This window comes from Bacteroides nordii (assembly GCF_019930665.1).
GTDB classification, from domain to species: domain Bacteria; phylum Bacteroidota; class Bacteroidia; order Bacteroidales; family Bacteroidaceae; genus Bacteroides; species Bacteroides nordii.
Genome location: NZ_CP082886.1, coordinates 803,380 through 829,000 on the forward strand (window position 1 = coordinate 803,380; position 25,621 = coordinate 829,000).

Here is a 25,621-nt window from a genome sequence, read left to right on the forward strand (position 1 = left end):
AGCCTTGAAAGTTGGGAGTGATAAACTTTTTTTTGCTTGATAACTATCTGAAAAGTAGTTGTTTGTTTCTTTTTGATAGAAAAAATACACGTTAGCTATTGCAAGTTAAAGAAAAAGATGTACCTTTGCAACCGCAAAACGGGTAAGTCCTATACGGCCAGCTCCCTTCGAATCCTCCAGGGCTTGATCGCAGCAAAGGTAGTTGGTTGTAGCGGCGCGATATAGTAAGCTTACCCACCCGCCTCTTTAGCTCAGTTGGCCAGAGCACGTGATTTGTAATCTCGGGGTCGTTGGTTCGAATCCGACAAGAGGCTCAAAATTGATGAAAGCATCTCGGTATCTGCCGGGGTGCTTTTCTTTTTTTAACTTTTCTCTTTCTTTTCTTGGGAACTTCACTGGAATATAGTAAGTTTGTACTACTAATAGCAAAGAGATCATACTATGACGCATATGAAAAAACGATTATTACCTCTGATTGTTTCGTTTCTCCTGGTATCAGTATGTGCTTCGGCCTCCGATTGGAATAATTTCATTATCAACTACAATAAAACTCTTTATGGTAAAGGTTCTCAGACCTGGCAGATAGGTTCTTACAGCAGTAATTGGAGCTATTTTGCCAATAAAAACGGTATGCTGCAATTTGATGGTAACTCCTGGAATATCTTTCCTTTGAAAAATGGTTCGGATGTTCGTTCCGTTCTGCCTTCCGTATCACAGAAAAGGATTTATGCAGGTGGAATTAATGAATTCGGTTATTTTGAACCGGGAGATGATGGCAGGTTGATTTATACTTGTATGTCTGATTCATTGGATGCGACTTCACGGGCTATCGGCAATGTCTGGGGAATACATGAAAATGATAACATCCTTTACTTACAGGGAGACGGAAGGGTATTGAAATTCCTCAATGGAAAGTATACTACCATTGAAATGAATTGTAAGATAGACTGCTCCGATATGGTGAACGGAGTTTTATATATAGGTACTGATCATGGGGTATGGGTATTGGTAGGGAATACTTTCTTTCCATTGCAGGGAGCGGAGGTATTGAAGTCAAAAAGAATTCGGAGCATTATTCCTTATAAAGACGGGGTGCTTGTTGTGACGGCTTATGATGGTTTGTTTTACTGTGATGGGCGTACTACGGTTCCGTTCCTGACGGGTGTAGAGAGTTTTATGCGGCAGAATGAAGTGTTTTGTGCTGCTGCTTCGGGTGGTAAGATTGCATTGGGAACTATACACAAAGGGATTTTGTTGATAGATACTCAAACAAAACGGATAAAGTTTTTTAATGAATACAATAACTTACAAAATAATACGGTACTTTCTGTTGCTTTTGACCATTGGGGAAATCTGTGGGCGGGGTTGGATAGTGGCATTGATTATGTTTGTTTGAATTCATCGCTGACCAATCTTTATTCTTATCCCTACTCTTACGGAACCGGTTATGCGGCTTTATTGTCGGAAGATCGTCTCTATTTGGGGACAAACCGTGGATTGTACTATACTCATTATCCGGTACAGTTAACTGATAATCTGCCTGATATACATCCTGTGGCTCAATCCAGCGGACAGGTTTGGAACTTATGCCGTATAGATGATGATATTTTTTGTTTGCACGACCGGGGTGTCTTTCTGGTGGAAGGAAACAGCATGAAAAAAATAGCAGATGTGGCTGGTGCCTGGGGATGTCAATCGGTGATGGGAAAAAAGAATCTGATATATGTTGGCGTTTATGACGGCCTTTACCTGATGGAAAAAAAAGACGCCGTATGGAGGGTTGTTTGTAAAGTAGAAGGGTTGTTCGACTCTTGCCGTTTTCTTGAACAACAGTCTGCTTCTGTGTTGTGGATATGTCTTGCCGGCGAGGTTAAACGGGTAAAACTCAGTGATGATCTGTCTCGTGTGGTAGAAATTAAATCGTATAATACGGATAACGGGTTTCCTTCTGACAAAGATATATTTGTAAGTAAGGTAGATGGCCGGATTTGTTTTGCTACTCCGAAGGGGGTATACCGGTATAATGAATCGGTGGATTGTATGGAACCTTTTCAGGAAATGAACCTACTTCTTAATGGGGTAAATCGGTATTCGCGTCTGGTGCAGTACAATAACCATCTGATCAGCCTTAGTCAGCAAGAAATTTGTATTGCCAGTCTGAGAAACTATAAGAAAGGGGCTGAAACCTGCATTGTTCCTATTGAGCTCCCTTCAGTTGAATTGGTACAAGGTGCCGAAGTAATCGTCCCTGTTTCTGATTCGTTAATGATTATTCCGGATTATGATGGTTTTGCTCTGTTTAAGATCCCTTCTCATAGTCAGCAAAAAGATTATAGTGACTTGATGCATATTCGCAATGTATACCTCTCTTATCCTAAGGATTCTCTGATTTATACCGATAATTTCCTGTCAGTGAAAGGTACGCCGGAAATTACGTATAATCAGAATGCCATCCGGTTTGAATATGGGATATCTTCATTGACACACGGGGAGGAGCTTAGCTATCAATATAGGTTGAATGACCGCAAGTGGTCTGAATATACCAATGTACAGACCAAGGAGTATAGTAATCTTCCGGAAGGAGATTATATCTTTGAAGTAAAGGCGGTGTTCCGAAATGGTACTACGGCTACTGATTCTTTCTCTTTCCGCATTCTTCCTCCCTGGTATCGTACGGGAATAGCCTATTTGTGCTATTTCATGTTCTTTTTGTTGTTGATGTGGTATGTTTACAAATGGGACGATGTGCGTGTGAAACGCAAAAAACAGCAAGCGGTAGTAGAAAAGGATAAAGAACTACAGGAATTGGAGAAAGAATATGAAGAGGAAAGTGCGCGCAAGGAACGTCAGATAGTGGAACTCGAAAAAGAGAAACTGGAGTATGAGCTAAAACATAAAAGCCAGGAAATGGCCAATCTGATGATTAATTTTGTACGTAAGAATGAGATGCTGACCGAGATAAAGTCGGATTTGTTTAAAGTTGTTACAGCTTTGAAGGGGGAGGGATCAAAAGAATACAAAAAAATGCTGCTTTTAGTAAGTAATAAGATCGATTCGAATATTCAGAGCGATGAAGTATTAAAGAGGATCGAGGAACAGTTTGACTTGGTGCATAATAATTTTATGAAGAGGTTGGGTGAAAAACATCCCGACTTATCATTCAATGAACGTATGATGTGTGCCTATCTTAAGATGAACCTCTCTTCAAAAGAAATAGCTCCTTTATTGGGTATTTCTGTCCGGGGAGTAGAAACGATACGTTATCGTCTTCGAAAGAAATTTGAGCTGGATAGAGAAGATGGTTTGATTGATTATCTGAGCCAGAAGATTTAACACCTGTTTGGTTAAGAGTGATGACCCGAATGAAAGAAAGCAGGGTTGTCACTCTATTTATGTTCTGTAACATACTTGACGAAATGTATGTGCGTGTTGTTATTTTATTGAAAATTAATATATTATAATTGATTGACGTATTCATAACGTATTCTATTTTTCTTATTGACGTATTTTAGACGTCTGCCTTTTTAACCTCTTAATCTGTTTATTCTCTATGTTTGCATTGTCCAAAACGGACAACGAGTTAATCTTAATTATACAAAGACTTATGAAAAAGTTATTATCAGTTTTAATTCTGTTAGGAGCTTACCTTACTGTATTTTCTCAGAACATACAGGTCACGGGTACAGTTATAGGCGGGTCGGATAGGGAGCCTTTGCCTGGAGTGAATGTAGTGGTGAAAGATGCTACTGCCAATGGTACAATAACCGATTTAGACGGTAAATTTATTCTCACTGTACCTTCTAATTCAATTCTTTCTGTTTCTTATATCGGCTATAAGTCACAGGATATTCCGGTGAAAGGGAATAAGATACTTCACGTGGTGCTGGAAGAGGATGCGGCAGCGTTGGAGGAAGTAGTGGTTGTGGGATATGGGGTTCAAAAGAAAGCCAATCTGACGGGTGCCGTTACTTCTATAAAGAGCGATGAGTTATTGAAGGCAAAGTCTGCCAACTCTACCAATGCTCTGGTAGGACAGATGCCGGGACTTATATCCAAGCAGGCTACCGGTGAACCGGGAGCAGATGATGCCTCATTGTATGTACGTGGTATTGCTACTTTTCAGGGAGAGACCTCTCCTGCCTTTATTATCGATGGTATGGAACGTTCTTCTGCCGACTTTGCACGTATGGATCCCAATGACATTGAATCTATCAATGTGTTGAAGGATGCTGCTTCTGCTGCCATCTTCGGTATGCGTGGTGCCAATGGTGTAGTGGTAATCACTACTAAACGCGGAACACAGGATAAGACAAGTATTAAATATTCCGGAAATGTATCTATACAGTCGCCAACCAAACTGCCGGAGTTTGCCAACTCTTATGACTATGCCCGTTTATACAATACCTATACGGGAAAAGAGATCTATAATGGTGACGAACTGGCGAAGTTCAGAGATGGTACCGACCCGGAAAAGTATCCGAATACAGACTGGTATAAAGAGATGTTGTCTCAACGAGCCATTCAGCACCAGCACAACTTATCCGTATCCGGAGGTACAGAGAAAGTACGCTATTATGTAAGTGCCGGTTTCCTTAGCCAGGGCGGACTTTGGGAAGATCTGGATTATAAGCGTTACAACTTGCGTAGCAATATTGATGCTACTATTACAAATACGACCCGTTTGGGAGTTGATATTTCCGGTCGTGTAGAGAACACCTTGAATGTAGGTGCAAGCCAGGGTATTTTCCAGCAATTGGTGCGTAACACTCCTGTGCTGTTGTGCCGTTATCCTGATGGTACATTCGCTGTGCCCGATGCAACTCACCCCAATATTGTGGCTTCTAATCAGCCGGGTGGAAGTTATAGTAAAGGAAATACATTTGTAGTGGATGCACGTGTAGAACTGGACCAGAAACTTGATTTCATTACTTCTGGTCTGTCTGTAAAAGGAACTGCTTCTTTCAGCAAGAATGTATATAAAAACAAATCATGGAACGTATCTCCTTATGTTTACTCTAAGGATGCAGATGGAGCCTATGTTTTGAAACCACGTTCAAGTGCCAGCCTGGGATTGACACAAAACGGTGATGAATACCAGGAATACCAATTGCAGTTGAATTACAACCGTTCTTTCGGCAATCACAATATCACTGCAATGGCTATGGCTTTGGCAAGAAAGGGGTTTATTGAAAGATCGGGAATGAATCGTATTTCTTTTGATTCGGAAATTCTGGATCAGATGAATGCCGGAAATACAGCCAATCAGTCATTGAATGCCTATGACAGTAAAACAGCCCGTGCCAGCTATATGGGGCGTATCAACTACAATTATGCCCAGAAGTATTTGGTAGAGTTTAACCTGCGTCGTGACGCGTCCGAAAACTTTGCTCCCAACAAGAGATGGGGTACGTTTGCTTCTGCCTCTTTGGGATGGGTACTTTCGGAAGAGAAATTCTTTCAGAATCTGAAGAATACGGTTAATTTCCTGAAGGTAAGAGCTTCTTACGGTACGCTGGGTAATGATAATACAGGAGGTGTGACTTTCCCGTTTTACAGCCGTTTTGATCTGTATTCCGGTAACAATGCAAGCAATGGGTTTACCAATAATCTGGGAGACTATATTTTCGGAACATTGCTTACCAAAGGAATGCTGCCCGGTCCTATTGCCAATGCACTGGCTACCTGGGAAAAGTCGACCAAGACGAATGTGGCTGTAGATGCTACTTTGTTTAACCGTCTTAACCTGACAGTAGATTTCTTTATGGAGAAACGAACAGATATTCTAGCCCAGCGTGGTGCCGAAGTTCCTTCTTCATTCGGTGGAATATTACCGCTTGAGAATTTGGGAGAGGTGAAAAACAAAGGAGTTGATTTATCACTTAATTATCATCAGAGAATACAGCAGGTCGATTTCTCATTGGGAGGTAACTTTACCTTTGCCCGGAATGAGATTGTAGAGATGGCAGAAGCAACCGGAACATCCAAGTATATGCGTAAGACGGGTAGACCCATCAATGGTTACTATGGATATAAAACAGATGGTATCTTTAAGTCTCAGGAAGAAATAGATGCCTATCCTAAGCAGGAAGTGGCAGGTACAGGGTATGTGACTAAGCCGGGAGATATTAAATATGTGGATGTTGACGGCAATGGCGTGGTAGATTCTAACGATATGACTTACCTGGGAAATGGGAATATTCCTGAGATAATTTATGGTATAAATGGTTCGTTGAACTGGAAGAATTTTGATTTCAGCTTCTTATTCCAGGGAGCTGCCCGTACACAGGTTTATCTGAAGGGTGGTGTGATACAACCTTATTTCAATCAGGGTAATCTTCCGCAGCTTTGGGTAAACGAGAGTTGGACCGAACAGAATGTAAATGCGAAATATCCTCGTTTGGCAGAATCTACTCATAACTTCCCGACTACGGATATCAGTGCTGTTCAGACCTACCTCTATGATGCTTCTTATCTTCGTTTGAAGAATATTGAAATAGGATATACGCTTCCTTCCAGGTGGTTGCGGTCTGCGGCAATAACCGGATTGCGTGTCTATGTGAACGCGCAGAACCTGTTTACCATTTCCGATGTTCCGCAAATTGACCCGGAAAACACTCAACAGGAAGGATGGACATATCCGCAAATGAAGGCGTTTAACGTAGGGCTTACTCTTCAGTTTTAACTTTAAAGAATGATACGATTATGAAAAAGAATAGAAATTTATTAATAACGATATTGGTGGTTCTTGCGTCCGGATGTTCGGATATGCTGGATATAAAACCTACTACTTTTATCTCTGATGAAGCTATCTGGGAAGACAAGAATCTGATTAATCAGTTTGTAGCAAATACATACGGTTCTATGCTGTGTGGATTCAACAGGTGTACGGCTGGTTACGAGCAGGATTGGTCTATGTCGTGGGCAGGGAATTTGGATGCTGCTACTGATGACTTTGCCAGTGTTAGCGATGGCCCTATTTATACACAACTCAATAAAGATGCAATCACGGCACAGAGTTGTCCCTTTGTAGAAGAAATTTGGAATCAGGAATATAAAGTGATACGCAAGTGTAATATCATTATCGAGCGTGCTCCCGGTGTTGAAGAACGAATCTTATCGGCTACCGAGAAAAAGAGAGTAGAAGCAGAAGCTCGTTTTCTGAGAGCTTTCTGTCACTTTGAATTGGCACGTACTTTTGGTAAAGCACCTTTGATTGTGAAAGCACAAAGCCTTACGGATGAGTTGCAAGTGGCTCCCTCTTCGTTTGCCGATATTGTGAAGTTTGTGAAAGAGGAGTGTGATTTGTATGCTGATAATTTACCTCTCAGTTATTCGGATGATGAGGCCGGACATGCAACAAAAGGTGCTTTTCTGGCACTTAAATCGCGTGCTTTGTTGTATCTGGCAAGCCCTCTGAATAGTTCCGATGACTCCCGGAAGTGGGCCGATGCAGCTCAGGCAGCTCAGGATGTGATGGACCTGGATATATACAAGCTGTATAAGCTGACGGATACCCCTTATCGTTCTATGGCATTTGATAAAACTGCTGCCAATAAGGAGGTCATTTTTGAACGTCGTTTCACTTTCCCCGAAGCTCCTCACAATATTCATATGATGTGGAGTCTGGACGCTGTGGATGCCGGCTCATGGAATGGATTGTATCCTACACAAAATTTGGTAGATGCTTATGAAACAGTGAATGGAAAGTTAACAACAGACCCAACCAATACAATGTATAATAAGCAGGATCCGTATACAAACCGGGATGCACGTTTCTATCAGAGCATTATCTATAATGGTTCCATCTGGGAAACTCACCGGATGTCTATGGTGACCAATACGGTTGATCCTTCCAAAAACGGTTCATGCAAGCCTCAGTTGGGCAAGGCGCGTTGTGGCTATGGTCCTAAGAAGTTTATAGAGGAACTCGATCCTTCTACCAACCTGTACGGAGGATATGCTCAAAGTAATAATTGGCCATATATACGCTATGCAGAGGTTTTGCTGAATTATGCCGAAGCAAAGAATGAAGAATTGGCTGCCCCCGATCCAAGTGTCTATCTGGCAATCAATGAAGTCCGTTCCCGTTCCGGACAACCGGATCTGCCTTCGGGATTGTCGAAAATAGAGATGCGTGAGAGAATTAAGAATGAGCGCAGAATTGAACTTCTTCTGGAGGAGCATCGCTTCTATGATTTGCGTCGTTGGAAAGATGGCGACGTACTGGCCGCACCGATTATGGGTATGAATATATATGATGACAATGTCACATTGCGATATGAAGTGTCTAAGGTGGAAGACCGCATTTTCAATGGTACACACTATTACTTGCCTATTCCGCTTAAAGAACAGGAAAAGAACCCATTATTGAAAGATTAATATATGAATGTGAAATTATTGGTATTACTGACTATAGTAGTAACTGTCGGTGCTGCTTGTACCGAACGTCCGGTTACGAGACTTGTGGTGGATAGCGCATTTGTACCCCAAGAGTATAAATTGATTTGGAATGATGAGTTCGATTCCACAGATCGCTCCTTGCCGGATACTTCAAAGTGGAAATATGAAGTTGGCGGTGGAGGCTGGGGGAATGCCGAACTGCAATATTACGTTCCTGCTGTTTATGAAACGGATACGGTGGCTTATTTGGATGGAGGGATATTGCATATTAAAGCATTAATGCCTGATAAACCGGTTGAGGGATACAATTATTTATCTGCACGGATGAATACGACTCAAAGCTGGAAGTATGGTTATTTTGAAGCCCGGATGAAGTTGCCGGAAGGAGTTGGCACCTGGCCTGCTTTCTGGATGTTGCCCGAAGATTTTAAGAATTGGCCGCTGGATGGTGAGATAGATATAATGGAACATGTAGGGAGTCATCCCGATTCTATTCATATATCTGCTCATACAGAACGATACAATCATAGTATCGGTACGCAGCAAACTTCCATTACGGTTATTGACAGGGCACAAGATGATTTTCACGTATATGGATTGGAGTGGACACCACAGGAGATCAAAGGTTATATTGACGGTGTGCTTCGTTTCCGGTTTCAGAATGACGGAACCGGTGATAAAGAGACTTGGCCATTTGATGTTCCGTTTTACGTGAAACTGAACCAGGCTGTCGGTGGAGGAATGGGAGGAACAAAAGGAGTAGATAATACTTGCTATCCGGCAATATTCCAGATTGATTACGTTCGTGTTTATCAAAAGAATTAATATATTTAGGGGCATTTGAAGGCTTACACTGGTTGTAAAGCCGAAAGATGTCCCTAATTCTCAATGTAATAGGTAGATGACAATGAAAAAACTTTTAATTTGTAGTTGGGTTTTAGGGAGCTTTCTGCTGGGTGCTTGTTCCGCTCCGTCCGGAATTGAGATAAAGAAATCCGGAGAAGGTTTTAAACTCTATATTAATGGAGTGGATACTTACATTAAAGGTGTAGGTGGAACCTATCGGCTGGACGTTGCCAGTCAGAATGGTGCCAATGCTTTCAGAACCTGGGGCGGAGATGTAGAGTCAGTTAGGAAAGACCTGGCTTTAGCTGCGGAAAATAAGATGTACGTAATGCAGGGGATAGCAATGACTAAAGATTCGTCACTCTATTATGACGATGCGTACAAAGACAAACTGCGTAAGGAAGTACGCCTTTTGGCAGAGACTTTCAAAAATGATACTTGCCTGTTAGCCTGGGGAATTGGAAATGAGATCGATTTGGGTAATGCCAATATAGGTGCTGCGTGGAGTTTTGTGGAAGAGTTGGCACAGATCATTAAATCAATAGATATGCGCCATTTGGTATCTACGGTTATTGCACACAATCCGGCTGCTCTTGACTCTATTGCTAAATTTGCCCCTACGCTTGACTACGTAGGTATCAACACGTATGGTCCGATTGGTGAAATAAGGGAGATGGTAGACCAATCTGCTTATCAAGGCCCTTTTATGGTGACAGAATGGGGACCAACCGGATGGTGGGAAACTGCTTCTACAGACTGGAAGGCACCTATCGAGCAAACGAGCGAAGAAAAAAGACAGGTGTACGAAGATCGTTATACCCGCTATATCCTTGCAAATGAGCGTTGTCTGGGTTCTTTTGTATTTCTGTGGGGACAAAAGGAAGAACGTACTCCCACTTGGTTCAGTATGTTTGTAGAAGATAGTGTAGAACAGTTGCCGTTGTGTGGCGAAAAGACTCCTATGGTAGAGGCTATGCAGAGAGTCTGGACCGGAAAAAAACTGACGGAAACGGCTCCTGTGGTTGAGGCTATGACTATAAACGGAATGCATGCCATCAACAGCGTTCGTGTCAAAGCCGGAACTGCGTTCAAAGCTCATGTAGCCGTCGCCGATAAAGAAAGCGATCCGTTGACTTATGTATGGGAAATATTGAAAGAAGCCACCGAACTTGGTTTTGGCGGCTCTTTTGAACCACGTCCGGAAAGAGTAGGGGAGGTGAATACTTCGGATACCGCAACTTACGAAACTATTGTTGAAATCCCTGGTGAGTATCGATTGTATGTATATGTATTGGATAATACGGGATTCGTATCTACAGTGAATGTTCCATTTCAAGTATATAAATAAGTATGAAAACAACTAAATTTCTCTCTGCCTGTCTCTTATTACTTTCTTTTATGTCGTGTACACAGGTATCCGACACCAAAGACAAAGCTGTTGAGAACAAGGTAGAAAAACTGCTTTCTAAGATGACGTTGGAGGAGAAGATCGGTCAGATGAACCAGATCAGCTCTTTCGGCAATATTGAAGAAATGAGTGTGTTGATTAAAAAAGGTGAGATCGGTTCTATTTTGAATGAGATAGATCCGGTCCGTGTCAATGCTTTGCAGCGCGTGGCGGTGGAAGAATCCCGCCTGGGAATTCCGCTGTTGATAGCCCGTGATGTTATTCATGGGTTTAAGACTATTTTTCCTATCCCTTTGGGGCAGGCTGCCACTTTTGATCCTTCTGTGGCAGAAGAAGGTGCGCGCGTGGCAGCTGTTGAGGCATCCTCTGTGGGGATTCGCTGGACGTTTGCCCCGATGATTGACGTTGCCCGTGATCCGCGCTGGGGACGCATTGCCGAGGGGTGTGGAGAAGATACCTATCTGACTTCTGTTATGGGGGCTGCTATGGTTAAGGGATTTCAGGGTGATTCATTAAACAGCCCTTCCTCCATTGCTGCTTGTCCGAAACACTTTGTGGGATACGGTGCTGCCGAAGGAGGACTTGATTATAACTCTACGTTTATTCCCGAACGCCGTTTGCGTAATGTATATTTGCCTCCGTTTGAAGCTGCTGCCAATGCCGGTGCTGCCACTTTCATGACTTCGTTCAATGATAATGACGGGATTCCGGCTACCGGGAATGGCTTTGTTCTGAAAGATGTACTTCGTAAAGAATGGGGATTTGACGGTATTGTAGTGACGGACTGGGCTTCTGCTAAAGAGATGATTCCTCACGGTTTTGCTGCCGATGACAAAGAAGCTGCCCTGAAAGCGGTGAATGCAGGTGTGGATATGGAAATGGTCAGTTACACATTTGTTAATAAATTGCCCGAACTGGTGAAAGAAGGTAAGGTGAAAGAAGAAACCATAAACGAAGCCGTCCGTAATATTTTGCGTATCAAGTATCGTCTTGGATTATTTGACCATCCGTATGTAGACGAAAAACAGCCTTCTGTGATGTATGCCGATGCTCATTTGGCGGCTGCCAAACGTGCTGCAGTGGAGTCGGCCATTCTGTTGAAGAATGACAAGCGGGTACTTCCTTTGAAAGAAACAGTACGTACCGTGGCTGTTGTGGGGCCTTTGGCAGATGCTCCTTACGAGCAGATGGGAACCTGGGTTTTTGACGGAGATAAGACACATACGAAAACACCGTTGGCTGCTATCAAAGAGATGTATGGTGATAAAGTACAGGTGATTTTTGAACCAGGATTAGCTTACAGCCGGGATCATACTACATCCGGCATCAGTAAGGCTGTTACAGCGGCTGCCCGTGCCGATGTAATTTTAGCGTTTGTAGGCGAGGAGTCTATCCTTTCCGGTGAAGCGCACTGCCTGGCCGATTTGAATCTGCAAGGTGCTCAGCCCGAATTGATTGCTGCTTTAGCTAAAACCGGGAAACCGGTAGTGACGGTAGTGATGGCAGGCCGTCCGTTGACGATTGGCAAAGAGGCGGATCTCTCTGCAGCAGTACTCTATTCGTTTCACCCGGGTACAATGGGAGGTCCTGCGATTGCAGATCTTTTGTTCGGCAAAGAAGTGCCGAGTGGCAAAACTCCGGTTACTTTCCCGAAGATGGTGGGACAGATTCCGGCCTATTATTCACATAACAATTCCGGCCGTCCGGCTACGCGCAACGAAACCCTGTTGAAAGATATTCCGGTAGAAGCCGGACAGACTTCATTAGGGTGCACCTCTTTTTATATGGATGCCGGCTTTGATCCGCTCTATCCGTTTGGATATGGGCTGTCTTATACTACATTTAAGTATGGTGATGTGAAACTTTCTGCTGATGAACTGAAAAAGAATGATGTACTGACTGTTACCTTCGATCTGGAAAATACGGGTGATTACGAAGGTACAGAGGTAGCCCAGCTATATGTACGGGATAAGGTGGGTTCTGTTACTCGTCCGGTGAAGGAGTTGAAGCGCTTTACCCGTGTCACTTTAAAGCCGGGTGAAAAGAAGACGGTGACATTTGAACTGCCGGTGAGTGAGTTGGCTTTCTATAATATAAATATGGAAAAGGTGGTTGAACCCGGAGACTTCGGACTTTGGGTAGCAACGGATAGCCGGAGTGGAAATGAAGTTTCATTTAAGGTAGTGGACTGATTATTCAATCAGAGGGCTAAAAATGGGAGAGGGGGACAGGCCATCACGGCTTATCCCCCTCTTAACTATTATAAACAGCTTTAATTATTTCAATAGTTTATATCCATATACGGCACGATCGCCAAGTTCTTCTTCAATACGAAGAAGCTGGTTGTATTTTGCCATACGGTCTGAACGGCTCAGTGAACCGGTTTTGATTTGTCCGCTGTTGGTAGCTACGGCAATGTCAGCGATGGTAGCATCTTCTGTTTCACCGGAACGGTGAGAAGTTACTGTAGTATAACCATGACGATGTGCCATTTCGATAGCATTCAGCGTTTCTGTCAACGAGCCAATTTGGTTTACTTTAATCAGGATAGAGTTGGCACAACCCTTTTCAATACCCATGGCAAGGAAGTCAACGTTGGTCACAAACAAGTCGTCACCTACCAACTGACAACGGTCGCCGATACGTTCGGTCAGCTTCTTCCAGCCTTCCCAGTCGTTTTCACTCATACCGTCTTCGATAGAGTCAATCGGATATTCGTTGATTAGTTTTTCCAGATAGTCTATCTGTTCGTCAGCGGTACGTTTCTTGCCTTTGGCACCTTCAAACTTAGTATAGTCGTAAATGCCGTCACGATAGAATTCGGAAGAAGCGCAGTCCATGCCGATCATCACATCTTTACCCGGTTCGTATCCGGCAGCTTTGATAGCCTCAAGGATGGAGTTCAGAGCATCTTCAGTGCCTTCAAGGTTAGGAGCAAAACCACCTTCATCACCGACTGCTGTGCTAAGACCACGATCTTTCAATACTTTTTTCAGGGCATGGAATACTTCGGCACCCATACGCAAACCTTCTTTGAAAGATTTGGCACCTACCGGACGAATCATAAATTCCTGGAAAGCAATCGGGGCATCGCTATGAGAACCACCGTTGATGATGTTCATCATCGGGACAGGCAGTACATAAGTGTTAGTTCCGCCGATATATCTGTAAAGAGGAATATCGAGATATGCAGCGGCTGCTTTGGCTACGGCAAGTGATACACCCAGAATGGCGTTAGCACCCAGGTTTGCTTTGGTTTTCGTACCGTCAAGAGCCAGCATTGCGTGGTCAATACCCATTTGGTCGAGAGCTGACATGCCAATAAGATGCGGAGCAATAATATTGTTCACGTTTTCTACAGCTTTCAGCACACCTTTTCCTCCGTAGCGTTTTTTGTCACCGTCACGCAGTTCCAATGCTTCGTGTTCACCGGTTGATGCACCCGATGGAACGGATGCACGTCCCATGATACCTGATTCCAATACTACGTCTACTTCTACTGTGGGATTACCTCTGGAATCGAGGATTTCGCGTCCTGTAATTTTTTCTATTTTCATTGTTTCTCTATATTTTTTAGATACTTGCAAATATACTCACTTCACGGAGAACAGAGAATCCCTATAAATAGGTATTCTTATGTAAAACTGCTCCCCATAATCAGCCAGTAACTTTACTTTTATTAATTAACAAAGAAGCAATTGGTTTTGTTTCATCCGGATAGGTGAATAAAAGTTTAATTTTATGCAGATCAATACTGATCGAAAGGACCTTGTATCATAAAAGCATGGCGCAAGTTCATTTAAGGCTGTGTTCATCTGCATTTTCATTCATCTACCATCGCCTGATGCATCTCCTTGTGCGGGAAGCATGCTGTTGTCCGGTGTTGTATTTTGCTTTTCTTAGAAAGGAACGTTTCTTTTCCCGGTGTATAGTCTTGTTTTACATGTACATCTAAAACGGTACGAGATGTACATGTCGTACTGTTCCACATGCACATGTCGTACTGCTTTACATGTACATCTAAAACAACGTTGCATACTGAGGCTCAGGGCCGACGCATTAAATAATTTACTATTGTATATGTACTTTTCTTATTGTTATTTAATTGAATATTAATTGTTTAGCATTGTTTTATTTCGTTTATATTTCGTATATTTACATGGTAATATTAAACAGTAATTGACATGAAAATAGGTATAATTGACATTTGTAAGCAAATAGAGGACCCTCGGATGGATCGTAAAAAGTTACATAAAATGGAAACGATCATATATGTATCCATTGCTGCTGTCATCTGTGGTGCTCAGTCTTGGAATGAGATTGAAGAATTTGGCCATGCTAAATTCGATTTTTTTAAAAGTAGAATACCCGATTTAGAAGTTATCCCCAGCCATGATACTTTTAATCGTTTCTTCAGCATTATAAAACCATCCTATTTTGAGTTGATTTTCCGCAATTGGGTGAAACAAGTGTGTCAGGAGATTAAAGGTGTTGTAGCCATCGATGGAAAACTAATGCGTGGTCCTAGCAAATGTAATGATGAACATACTACCGGCAAAGAAGGCTTTAAGCTCTGGATGGTTTCAGCATGGTCCGCAGCTAACGGTATTTCTCTGGGTCAGGTAAAAGTGGATGATAAAAGTAATGAAATCACAGCTGTTCCTCTGCTAATCCATGCCTTGGATCTGGATGATTGTATCGTCACTATTGATGCCATGGGCTGTCAGTTGGAAATAACAAAAGCCATTATTGAACGGAATTCAAACTATATAATAGCTTTAAAGAAAAATCAAAAGAGTAGTTATGAATTAGCCAAGAAAATAATTGATGGGTATGAAAACAGAAATGTGATTCTCAATAGGGTTACCCGGCATACCAGCGAAAGTACAGGACATGGCAGGCTTGAAACAAGAGTCTGTACTGTAGTCAGTTATGGTCCGGTCATGGAGCCGATGTTTAAGGACAAATTTGCGGGATTGAGGTCAATAGTGGGCATGAAATCCGAAAGGATAATTTTGGCAACGGGGGAACGTTCTGAAAAAACGAGGTATTATATAACTTCACTTGAAAATACTAACCCGGAGGAAATAGCCAATGCCATTAGACAGCATTGGTCCATTGAAAACAATCTGCATTGGCAACTGGATGTTACCTTCAGGGAAGACTACAGCAAGAAAGTGCAGAATGCAGCAAGAAATTTCTCGGCAGTTACAAAAATGGCGCTCACCATTTTGAAGAATGATAAAGTCACAAAAGGAAGCATGAATCTCAAAAGGCTGAAAGCAGGATGGGATGAAAAATACCTGTCAACACTTTTACAGGACAGCGCATTTTAATGCGTCGGCCCTGTACTGAGGCTTCTTACGTTCCTCTATAAGATAGAACTTTATCAATACCGGAGAAGGAAATAGAGAACAGCGGCAGAGGCTATTAAGCTCAAAGCCATACAGTATTTCACTACAGAGGTAGCAGAGGACACAGAGTTTAAATCTTTATTGAAACGCAGATGATCGCAGATTTTCGCAAAGAGAAACAAATGTATGATAAAGAGCTATAGTCTTTTGATCTGCGTTTATGTGATCATCCGCGTTTCATCAGAGAAAATAATATCTCTGTGCTCTCCGTGCCCTCCGTGGTGAACTGCTTCTTTTCCATACGATGTAGGATAAATCTCTTACGCCTAATCTTCAATAACAACTCCTAACATGGGAAGCAAATCCATCGCTTGCAATGAATTAACGATAACACCCCGCAGATCGCTGATGTTTAGTACGATTCCACTGATACGTGAAGTCCGGAGATCAATACCCCGTAGAGAGGTATGGGAGAAATCTGCCTCCACCAAGTCGCAATGATCAAAAGCAACAGATGATAACCGGCAATCGTTGAGGCTTCCATTTCTAAAATGACAACCGGAAAAACGAACCTGGTTCATTTTGCTCATGGCAACATTGATATAAGCTGCGTTACATTCGCGGAATGAGACATGATTGAGGGTGGTTTCAGAGAGATTGGTCCCTACCAGTTTACAAGAAATAAATTCTACCCGGTAAAGAGAACTTTCGGCAAAAGAGATATTGGATAAGTCACAATTCTCAAAACGGACATCGGTGAATTGTGCTGATTTTAGTTGACAATCTCTGAAAGTGAGACCACTGAATGTGCACTCTTTAACAGTCCGGTAAGGAGTATGAATGAATTCTTCGTTATTTTTATTAAACGAGAGGCCGGATACCGTCTCTTCCTGTTCTAATAAGTCTTTTAAAGTTTTCAGACTCTCTTCCTGCTCTTCGATCATGGGAGCGGCAATACGGACTATCTGGAGTTTATTATTCCGGGGTTGTTTCATGGTATATTATGGTATTTGCAATCGTTTTACTTGTAATGTGTTTTGCCGGTTCTACCCCAATAGCTTTCCTATTGCTCCTCCGGCCAGTACCGCTACTAATCCCAGTCCGATGCTCAATAAGGCATAAAGCAGGAATGTACCGTAAAACTCTCCTCTCAACAGGCTTAATCCGTCGTTGGAAAAGGTAGAAAAAGTAGTAAATCCTCCACACAGTCCTGTTGTAAGAAACAATCTCATTTCCATAGACAGGTGCCAACGTTCGGATACTGAGTAGAATAAGCCAATCAGTAAACTACCCGCAATATTTACGATAAAAGTTCCCCATGAGAAAGGAAAACCTATACCCGACATCCGTTCGTTAATGCTGATTTGCGCCAGATAGCGAAGCACACTTCCTACGCCGCCTCCGATAAATATATAAGCGATCTCTTTCATTCTTTATTCGTGATAGTCGGGGCAAAAATAGTATTAATCAGAAGCAGAAACAAATTTATTGGTGTAATGTTGGGTGATAGCTTGTTTTAACGAAGTGAAGGTAGTGGATTTTAGTGTATTTTATGTACTTTTGAACACTAAAGTAAAAACGTCGGATCAATGAAGAGATTCTTTTTAGTAATGATATTGTTCTTCTCCTGTATTCTTGTTGCACTGGCTCGTGGGGGAGTAGACTCCGTTCTTGTCCGGTTGGATCGGGTAATGGGACAGCAGGAGATATATATGGAACAGAAAGAAGAACGCATAGATAGTTTGAAACAGCTTTTGCATCATTCGTCACTTACACTGCGGCAACAATTTATTCTCAATAAGGCGCTGGGGGCTGAATATGAACTCTTTGTGTCAGACTCTGCCATGAAATACTTTGATAATAGCTTGCTGATAGCCGATTCTTTATGTAGTGTCTCATTGGCTGATGGAGTTCGCCTTTGCCAGACGTCTGTGCTGTCTATCTCCGGGATGTATAAGGAGGCTTGGGAAACGTTGCATGGTATCGATCGTGCTACGTTGCCGGATAGCTTGCTTCCTGTTTTTTATGATTGTGGGCGTCAGTTATATTCTTTTCTTGCTAATTATTCTCACAATAGCTCTTATGCAGCAAACTATACCAAACGGCAAAATGCATACCGGGATTCATTGTTGACCGTCCTTTCACCGGCTTTGCCGGAATATCGTCTCTATGAAGCCGAACGTTTTATTGCTAATCAACAGTTTACTCATGCCAAAAACATGTTAGTGGGATTGCTGCGCGATCAGCCCGAAACATCTAATATCTACGCCCGGGCTGCTTTTTCACTGGCTCATTTATATAAAGATGAAAAACAGACGGATGCCTATGAGAAATATCTGGCATTATCTGCTATTTCGGATATAAAAGCATCGGTAAAAGAAAATGCTGCTTTATCCAATCTGGCTTTTGTTCTTTATGAACGGGGAGATGTATCCCGTGCATATCGTTATATAAAGCGTTCACTTGAAGATGCCATTTTCTGTAATGCCCGTTTGCGTACGGTTGAGATCTCGCGTATTCTTCCTGTGATTGAGGCAGCTTATAAACAACAGATAGAACGCCAGCGCCATCAGTTGGTCTTTTTTCTGATAGTGGTCAGTATACTTTCTGTTTTCCTGATTGTTTCTGTAATCTTAATATATAAACAAATGAAGAAACTATCTGCCACTCAACGAAATCTGAAGCAGGCCAACCACATCAAAGAGGAATATATCGGCCATTTTCTTAATCTTTGCTCTATTTATATCGAAAAGTTAGATCGTTTTCGGAGTACAGTGAACAGGAAGATTACAGCAGGCCAGGCAGAGGAATTATTAAAGCTAACCAAGTCTTCACAGTTTGCAGGAGTAGAGCAGAAAGAGTTTTATGCTAATTTTGACAATGCTTTTCTACATCTGTATCCCAACTTTGTGGCAGAGTTTAATGAACTGTTACAGCCCGAAGAACGTTTCGTTCTTAAAACCGGCGAATTGCTGAATACCGAGTTACGCATTTTTGCCATTATTCGTTTGGGGATTGATGACAGTTCCAAGATTGCTAATTTTCTGCACTATTCAATCAATACCATCTATACCTATCGGAACAAAGTCAAGAATAAAGCCATTAACCGGGATAAATTTGAAGAAGAAATCCTCAAAATAGGAGCGGTAGAGTGAATACCCATTTATATTTTCTGTTTTTAATCTTCTGATTATCTCATTAATAATAAGAAACTTATGCAAACGTTTTCAGATATTTCTTTTATATTCCATTTATATGGGGAGTGTATCTGAATATTTCCTGTTTATCTTTGCCATACGATTTTTATTTATTAATTCATATCATGATTAACATGAAAACACTAACCACCAAGATGGCCTTTTTCTTGCTTGTTTTATTAATAAGTACAGCAGCTATGGCCGAAAGTATTACTTCTCCTAACGGACTATTGAAACTCAATTTTTCGGTGAACGCACAAGGCGAACCGGTGTATGAACTTTCTTATAAAGATAAGGAAGTAATCAAACCTTCGAAGTTGGGGTTGGAACTTAAAAACGACCCGGGACTAATGAATGGGTTTACATTGACTGATGCCAAGACAAGTACTTTTGACGAAACCTGGGAACCGGTTTGGGGTGAAGTAAAGTCTATTCGCAATCATTACAATGAATTGGCAGTAACACTGGATCAGAAAGCGCAGGATCGTAACATTGTTATCCGTTTTCGCTTGTATGACGATGGTTTGGGCTTTCGCTATGAATTCCCATTGCAAAAGAATCTGAATTACTTTGTTATTAAGGAAGAACATTCACAGTTTGCCATGACTGGTGATCATACTGCTTTCTGGATTCCGGGTGATTATGACACACAGGAATATGATTATACGGAGTCTAAACTTTCTGAAATCCGTGGCTTAATGAATGGAGCTATTACAGACAATGCATCGCAGGCCTCTTTTTCACCAACCGGAGTACAAACTTCTTTGCAGATGAAGACAGCTGACGGACTATACATCAACCTGCATGAAGCTGCTTTGGTGGATTACTCTTGTATGAATCTGAATCTGGATGACAAAAATCTTGTTTTTGAGTCATGGCTTACTCCAGACGCAGTGGGAGATAAGGGATATATGCAAACTCCTTGTAAGTCTCCGTGGCGTACGGTGATAGTAAGTGATGATGCCCGTGACATTCTTGCTTCTAAATTGACGCTTAATCTGAATGATCCTTGTGCTTATGAAGATGTTTCCTGGATTAAACCAGTGAAATATGTAGGTGTATGGTGGGAAATGATTACCGGAAAGAGTAGCTGGGCTTATACGGATGATGTTTTGTCTGTGAAACTTGGTGAAACCGATTATTCAAAAACGAAGCCAAACGGCAGGCATGGTGCTAACAATGAGAATGTAAAACGTTACATTGATTTTGCTGCCGAACATGGATTTGACCAGGTATTGGTTGAAGGATGGAATGAAGGATGGGAAGACTGGTTCGGTCACTCAAAAGATTATGTATTCGATTTTGTTACTGCATATCCCGACTTTGACGTGAAAATGCTGAATGAGTATGCTAAGAGTAAAGGCGTGAAACTGATGATGCATCATGAAACATCTGCTTCTGTACGCAACTACGAGCGTCATATGGATAAGGCCTACCAGTTTATGGTTGATAACGGATATAATGCGGTGAAGAGTGGTTATGTAGGTAATATCATCCCTCGGGGCGAACACCATTATGGTCAGTGGATGAATAATCACTATCTCTATGCCGTGAAGAAAGCCGCCGACTATAAGATTTGTGTAAATGCCCATGAAGCTGTTCGTCCTACCGGGCTATGTCGTACTTATCCCAATCTTATCGGCAACGAGTCTGCCCGTGGTACTGAATACGAAGCTTTTGGCGGTAGCAAACCGTTCCATACTACATTGCTTCCTTTCACTCGTCAGATTGGTGGTCCGATGGATTACACACCGGGTATCTTTGATACTCAATTGTCTTTCCTGACAGGAGAACATAGCTTTGTACATACTACTCTGGCAAAACAGTTGGCTCTTTACTTAACGATGTACAGTCCGCTTCAGATGGCAGCTGATCTTCCCGAAAGTTATGAGCGCTATATGGATGCTTTCCAGTTTATTAAAGATGTGGCTGTAGATTGGGACGACAGCAAATATCTGGAAGCTGAACCGGGAGATTATATTACCGTAGCCCGTAAGGCAAAAGGTACTAACAACTGGTTTGTAGGTGGTATTACTGATGAAAATGCCCGTACCTCTACTTTCACTCTTGATTTTCTGGAACCGAGAAAACAATATGTAGCTACTCTTTATGCAGACGGCAAGGATGCAGATTACGAATCAAATCCGACATCTTATCAGATTAAAAAAGGTTTGGTAACCAACAAAACAAAGATTTCTACCAAATTGGCTCGTAGTGGTGGTTTTGCAATGAGTATCATTGAGGCTACTCCGGCAGATAAAAAGATGAAGAAGTTTAAATAATTAGCCAATCTGCTAATATGCCAATGTGCCAATTGCCATACGGCGTGTCAGCGTGTCAACGTTGCGCAGCCAATTGGCATATTGGCACATTGTTTAATTGGCACATTATTTCTTTTCCGGTCAGATTCTTTTTTGTACTTTTGCACTGTCTTTTTTTAAACTAACACTAATTAAAAGAATCTTATATGGGAGGTTTTTTCGGAACAGTCTCACGAGTGGGCTGTGTGACCGATTTATTCTACGGCACAGATTATAATTCACATTTGGGGACAAAACGGGGCGGTCTTGCGACTTATAGTGAAGAGCAAGGTTTTATCCGTTCCATTCATAACCTGGAAAGTTCATATTTCCGTACCAAGTTTGAATCCGATCTGGATAAATTTAAAGGAAATGCCGGAATAGGCATTATCAGCGACACAGACGCACAACCTATCGTTATTAATTCTCATCTCGGACGCTTCGCCATTGTTACTGTCGCAAAAATCGTAAACCTTAAAGAACTCGAGGAAGAACTACTCTCTCAACACATGCACTTCGCGGAACTTAGTTCCAGCAATACCAATCAAACTGAACTTATCGCACTACTCATCATTCAGGGAAAAACTTTTGTTGAAGGTATCGAGAATGTATACAAACACATCAAAGGGTCCTGCTCTATGCTTTTACTGACAGAAGATGGCATTATTGCCGCCCGTGACCGATGGGGGCGTACACCGATTGTGATTGGTAAGAAAGAGGGGGCATATGCTGCCACGAGTGAGTCGAGTAGTTTTCCTAATCTTGATTACGAAATAGAAAAATATCTTGGTCCTGGTGAGATTGTACACTTGCGTGCTGATAGCATGACACAGTTGCGCAAACCCGATGAAGGTATGCAGATTTGTTCGTTTCTGTGGGTGTACTATGGTTTCCCTACATCTTGTTATGAAGGGCGTAATGTAGAGGAAGTACGTTTCACCAGTGGGATGAAGATGGGACAGAAGGATACTTCGGAAGTCGATTGTGCGTGTGGTATTCCGGATTCGGGAGTAGGTATGGCTTTGGGTTACGCTGAAGGAAAAGGAGTTCCCTATCATCGTGCCATTTCAAAATATACTCCGACATGGCCGCGTAGCTTTACTCCGAGCAACCAGGAGATGCGATCGCTGGTAGCGAAAATGAAATTGATTCCTAACCGTGCTATGCTTGATGGTAAACGTTTGCTATTTTGCGATGATTCTATTGTGCGTGGAACGCAGTTGCGTGACAATGTAAAAGTGCTTTATGAATGTGGTGCAAAAGAGGTTCACATGCGCATTGCCTGTCCGCCGCTGATTTATGCCTGTCCGTTTGTGGGTTTCACCGCTTCAAAGAATGCGTTGGAACTGATAACCCGCCGCATCATTAAGGAACTGGAAGGAGACGAGAATAAGAACCTGGAGAAATATGCTACAACCGGTTCTCCGGAATATGAAAAGATGGTAGATATTATAGCTAAGCGTTTCGGCCTTTCTTCGTTGAAGTTTAATACGTTGGAAACTTTAATAGAGGCTATTGGTCTATCAAAATGTCAGGTGTGTACCCATTGTTTTGATGGTAGCAGCCATTTTTAATAACTATTAGTAACTGATAATAAGTATATTCAAAAAAAAAGAGCCGTGATTTGCTTGGCAATTCACGGCTCTTTTTTTACCTTTACGGCAAATGTATTATCAATCGTAAATTGTAAATCATAAAATCGTAAATATCATGACTTTAGTAGAACGTTTTTTGAAGTATGTAAGCTTTGATACTCAATCAAGTGAAGAGACACGGCTTACTCCCAGTACTCCGGGACAGATGGTTTTTGCCAAATATCTGAAATCAGAACTGGAGTCTTTAGGCTTGGAAGAGATTACACTGGATGAATATGGCTATCTTTTCGCCACTCTTCCGGCAAATACGGAAAAGGAAGTACCCACTATTGGGTTTATAGCCCATATGGATACAAGTCCCGATATGAGTGGAAAGGATATAACACCTCGTATTGTAGAAAATTATAACGGCTCAGATATTGTACTCAATGCAGAAGACAGAGTAATACTTAGTCCTGCACAATTTCCGGAGTTGCTTACTCATAAAGGCGAAGACTTAATTGTAACCAATGGAAAAACCTTGTTGGGAGCTGATGATAAAGCAGGTATTGCCGAGATTGTTTCTGCAGTGGCTTATCTTAAAGAACATCCTGAAATTAAACATGGGAAAATCCGTATTGGTTTTAATCCCGATGAAGAGATAGGTGAAGGTGCACACAAGTTTGATGTAGAGAAATTCGGTTGTGAGTGGGCTTACACGATGGATGGTGGTGAAGTAGGAGAGTTGGAATATGAGAATTTCAATGCCGCCGCCGCCAAGATTGTGTTTAAAGGACGTAATGTGCATCCTGGCTATGCTAAACATAAAATGATCAATTCGATTCGTATTGCCAATCAGTTTATCAGTATGTTGCCACGTCATGAAACACCGGAACATACAGAAGGATATGAAGGCTTTTATCATCTTGTCGGTATTCAGGGAGATGTGGAACAGACTACGCTTTCTTACATTATCCGTGACCACGATCGTTCAAGGTTTGAAAGTCGTAAACGTGAAATGGCTCATCTGGTGAGAAAAATAAATGCTGAATTCGGTGAAGATACTGCTGTACTTGAACTCCGCGATCAGTATTATAACATGCGCGAAAAGATAGAACCTGTGATGCATATCATTGATACTGCTTTTGCGGCTATGGAAGCTGTGGGTGTAAAACCGAACGTGAAGCCGATTCGTGGAGGTACGGATGGTGCACAGCTCTCGTTCAAAGGATTGCCTTGTCCTAATATCTTTGCAGGTGGACTGAATTTCCACGGACGTTTTGAGTTTGTGCCTATCCAGAATATGGAAAAGGCCATGAAAGTTATTATAAAGATAGCAGAACTTGTAGCCAAAGAAGCCTGATTCTGTCAGGAAGTAAACCGTATAAATCATAATTCATAAATCGTAAATCATGAAAACCACTCCATTTACCGACAAGCATATTGCACTGGGTGCTAAGATGCATGAGTTTGCTGGATATAATATGCCTATTGAGTATACAGGTATCATCGACGAACACCTTACGGTGTGCAATGCTGTTGGTGTATTTGATGTATCTCATATGGGTGAATTCTGGGTGAAAGGTCCTAATGCATTGGCTTTTCTTCAGAAAGTGACTTCTAATAATGTAGCTGCACTTGCTCCCGGTAAAGTGCAATATACTTGCTTCCCTAATGAAGAAGGGGGTATCGTAGACGATTTGTTGGTGTATCAATATGATCCTCAGAAGTATCTCTTGGTAGTTAATGCCTCTAATATTGAGAAAGACTGGAATTGGTGTGTGTTGCATAATACCGAAGGGGCGGAACTTGAAAATTCTTCCGACCGTACAGCGCAGCTTGCCATACAAGGGCCGAAGGCTATTCTTGCTTTGCAGAAACTGACGGATATTAATCTTTCTGAGATACCTTATTACACATTTAAGGAAGGAGAATTTGCAGGTGAAAAGAATGTGATAATTTCCAATACCGGCTATACCGGTGCGGGAGGTTTTGAACTTTACTTTTATCCGGATGCTGCCGACAGGATATGGAATGCTGTTTTTGAAGCCGGAGCAGAATTTGGTATCAAACCAATTGGGTTGGGAGCACGTGATACGCTTCGTCTTGAAATGGGTTTTTGTCTTTATGGTAATGATCTGGATGATACCACTTCACCCATTGAGGCAGGATTAGGTTGGATTACTAAGTTTATAGACGGGAAGGATTTTATCAGTCGTTTCATGCTTGAAAAACAGAAAGCAGAAGGTACAGTACGTAAACTGGTAGGATTCGAGATGATAGATCGTGGCATTCCCCGTCATGGTTATGAGTTAGTGAATGCGGAAGGTGAAAAGATAGGAGTAGTTACTTCGGGGACGATGTCACCTGTTCGTAAAATAGGAATTGGTATGGGATATGTTAAACCGGAATATAGTAAATTGGGAACAGAAATTTACATTGATATGCGTGGACGTAAATTGAAAGCCTCGGTTGTAAGACCACCATTCCGGAAATAAATAAGAGCTTTTCTTCTTGATTTATGCCTTAACTTAATAAATTT

15 protein-coding genes and 1 tRNA gene are annotated in these 25,621 nt (G+C 41.9%); 13 read left to right on the forward strand and 3 right to left on the reverse strand.

The annotated features are described in order from the left end of the window. Positions 1-240 precede the first annotated feature (240 nt). The 7 genes from K8P02_RS03140 (at position 241) to K8P02_RS03170 (ending at position 12,846) form a co-directional block, all read left to right on the forward strand. Positions 241-314: transfer RNA gene (locus tag K8P02_RS03140), tRNA-Thr, on the forward strand. A gap of 127 nt (positions 315-441) precedes the next feature. After that, positions 442-3,333: a triple tyrosine motif-containing protein gene (locus K8P02_RS03145; RefSeq protein ID WP_223381976.1), complete on the forward strand. Its 2,892-nt coding sequence runs from the start codon at positions 442-444 to the stop codon at positions 3,331-3,333. Positions 3,334-3,550: 217 nt separating this feature from the next. After that, positions 3,551-6,682, forward strand: coding sequence for a SusC/RagA family TonB-linked outer membrane protein (locus K8P02_RS03150; RefSeq protein WP_025867779.1), 3,132 nt, complete (start codon positions 3,551-3,553; stop codon positions 6,680-6,682). 20 nt (positions 6,683-6,702) lie between these two features. Beyond that, complete coding sequence (locus K8P02_RS03155) at positions 6,703-8,379, forward strand: RagB/SusD family nutrient uptake outer membrane protein (protein ID WP_025867778.1); 1,677 nt, start codon at positions 6,703-6,705, stop codon at positions 8,377-8,379. 3 nt (positions 8,380-8,382) lie between these two features. Further along, positions 8,383-9,225, forward strand: coding sequence for a glycoside hydrolase family 16 protein (locus K8P02_RS03160; RefSeq protein WP_025867777.1), 843 nt, complete (start codon positions 8,383-8,385; stop codon positions 9,223-9,225). An 82-nt stretch (positions 9,226-9,307) separates the two neighbouring features. Beyond that, positions 9,308-10,594, forward strand: a complete 1,287-nt coding sequence (locus tag K8P02_RS03165) for a glycoside hydrolase family 5 protein (RefSeq protein WP_025867776.1) — start codon at positions 9,308-9,310, stop codon at positions 10,592-10,594. A gap of 2 nt (positions 10,595-10,596) precedes the next feature. Further along, on the forward strand, positions 10,597-12,846 hold the full coding sequence (locus K8P02_RS03170; protein ID WP_025867775.1) for a glycoside hydrolase family 3 N-terminal domain-containing protein: 2,250 nt from the start codon (positions 10,597-10,599) through the stop codon (positions 12,844-12,846). Between the two features lie 84 nt (positions 12,847-12,930). On the opposite strand, the gene eno is transcribed toward K8P02_RS03170, so the two are convergent. Then, positions 12,931-14,211, reverse strand: coding sequence for a phosphopyruvate hydratase (gene eno, locus K8P02_RS03175; RefSeq protein WP_195571125.1), 1,281 nt, complete (start codon positions 14,209-14,211; stop codon positions 12,931-12,933). A 627-nt stretch (positions 14,212-14,838) separates the two neighbouring features. Between eno and K8P02_RS03180 the strand changes: the two genes are divergently transcribed. Further along, positions 14,839-15,990 (forward strand): ISAs1 family transposase, encoded by a 1,152-nt coding sequence (locus K8P02_RS03180; RefSeq protein ID WP_025868361.1) that lies wholly within the window; start codon positions 14,839-14,841, stop codon positions 15,988-15,990. A 344-nt stretch (positions 15,991-16,334) separates the two neighbouring features. Here K8P02_RS03180 and K8P02_RS03185 read toward each other — a convergent pair whose 3' ends face one another. Next, positions 16,335-17,003 carry a pentapeptide repeat-containing protein gene (locus K8P02_RS03185; protein ID WP_025868207.1) on the reverse strand — a complete coding sequence of 223 codons (669 nt, stop codon included), beginning with the start codon at positions 17,001-17,003 and terminating at the stop codon, positions 16,335-16,337. Positions 17,004-17,054: 51 nt separating this feature from the next. Next, positions 17,055-17,438, reverse strand: a complete 384-nt coding sequence (gene crcB, locus K8P02_RS03190) for a fluoride efflux transporter CrcB (RefSeq protein WP_025868208.1) — start codon at positions 17,436-17,438, stop codon at positions 17,055-17,057. 159 nt (positions 17,439-17,597) lie between these two features. Between crcB and K8P02_RS03195 the strand changes: the two genes are divergently transcribed. From K8P02_RS03195 to gcvT, 5 genes are all read left to right on the forward strand, one after another. Beyond that, on the forward strand, positions 17,598-19,163 hold the full coding sequence (locus tag K8P02_RS03195; RefSeq protein ID WP_025868209.1) for a DUF6377 domain-containing protein: 1,566 nt from the start codon (positions 17,598-17,600) through the stop codon (positions 19,161-19,163). A 167-nt stretch (positions 19,164-19,330) separates the two neighbouring features. Beyond that, positions 19,331-21,487, forward strand: coding sequence for a glycoside hydrolase family 97 protein (locus K8P02_RS03200; protein WP_223381980.1), 2,157 nt, complete (start codon positions 19,331-19,333; stop codon positions 21,485-21,487). Positions 21,488-21,672: 185 nt separating this feature from the next. Further along, a complete protein-coding gene (locus K8P02_RS03205; RefSeq protein WP_025868210.1) occupies positions 21,673-23,079 on the forward strand; it encodes an amidophosphoribosyltransferase in 1,407 nt (468 codons plus the stop codon). A gap of 136 nt (positions 23,080-23,215) precedes the next feature. Then, positions 23,216-24,442, forward strand: coding sequence for a peptidase T (gene pepT / locus K8P02_RS03210; RefSeq protein WP_025868211.1), 1,227 nt, complete (start codon positions 23,216-23,218; stop codon positions 24,440-24,442). 49 nt (positions 24,443-24,491) lie between these two features. Beyond that, positions 24,492-25,577 (forward strand): glycine cleavage system aminomethyltransferase GcvT, encoded by a 1,086-nt coding sequence (gcvT, locus tag K8P02_RS03215; RefSeq protein WP_002562017.1) that lies wholly within the window; start codon positions 24,492-24,494, stop codon positions 25,575-25,577. The last annotated feature ends 44 nt before the right edge of the window (positions 25,578-25,621 follow it).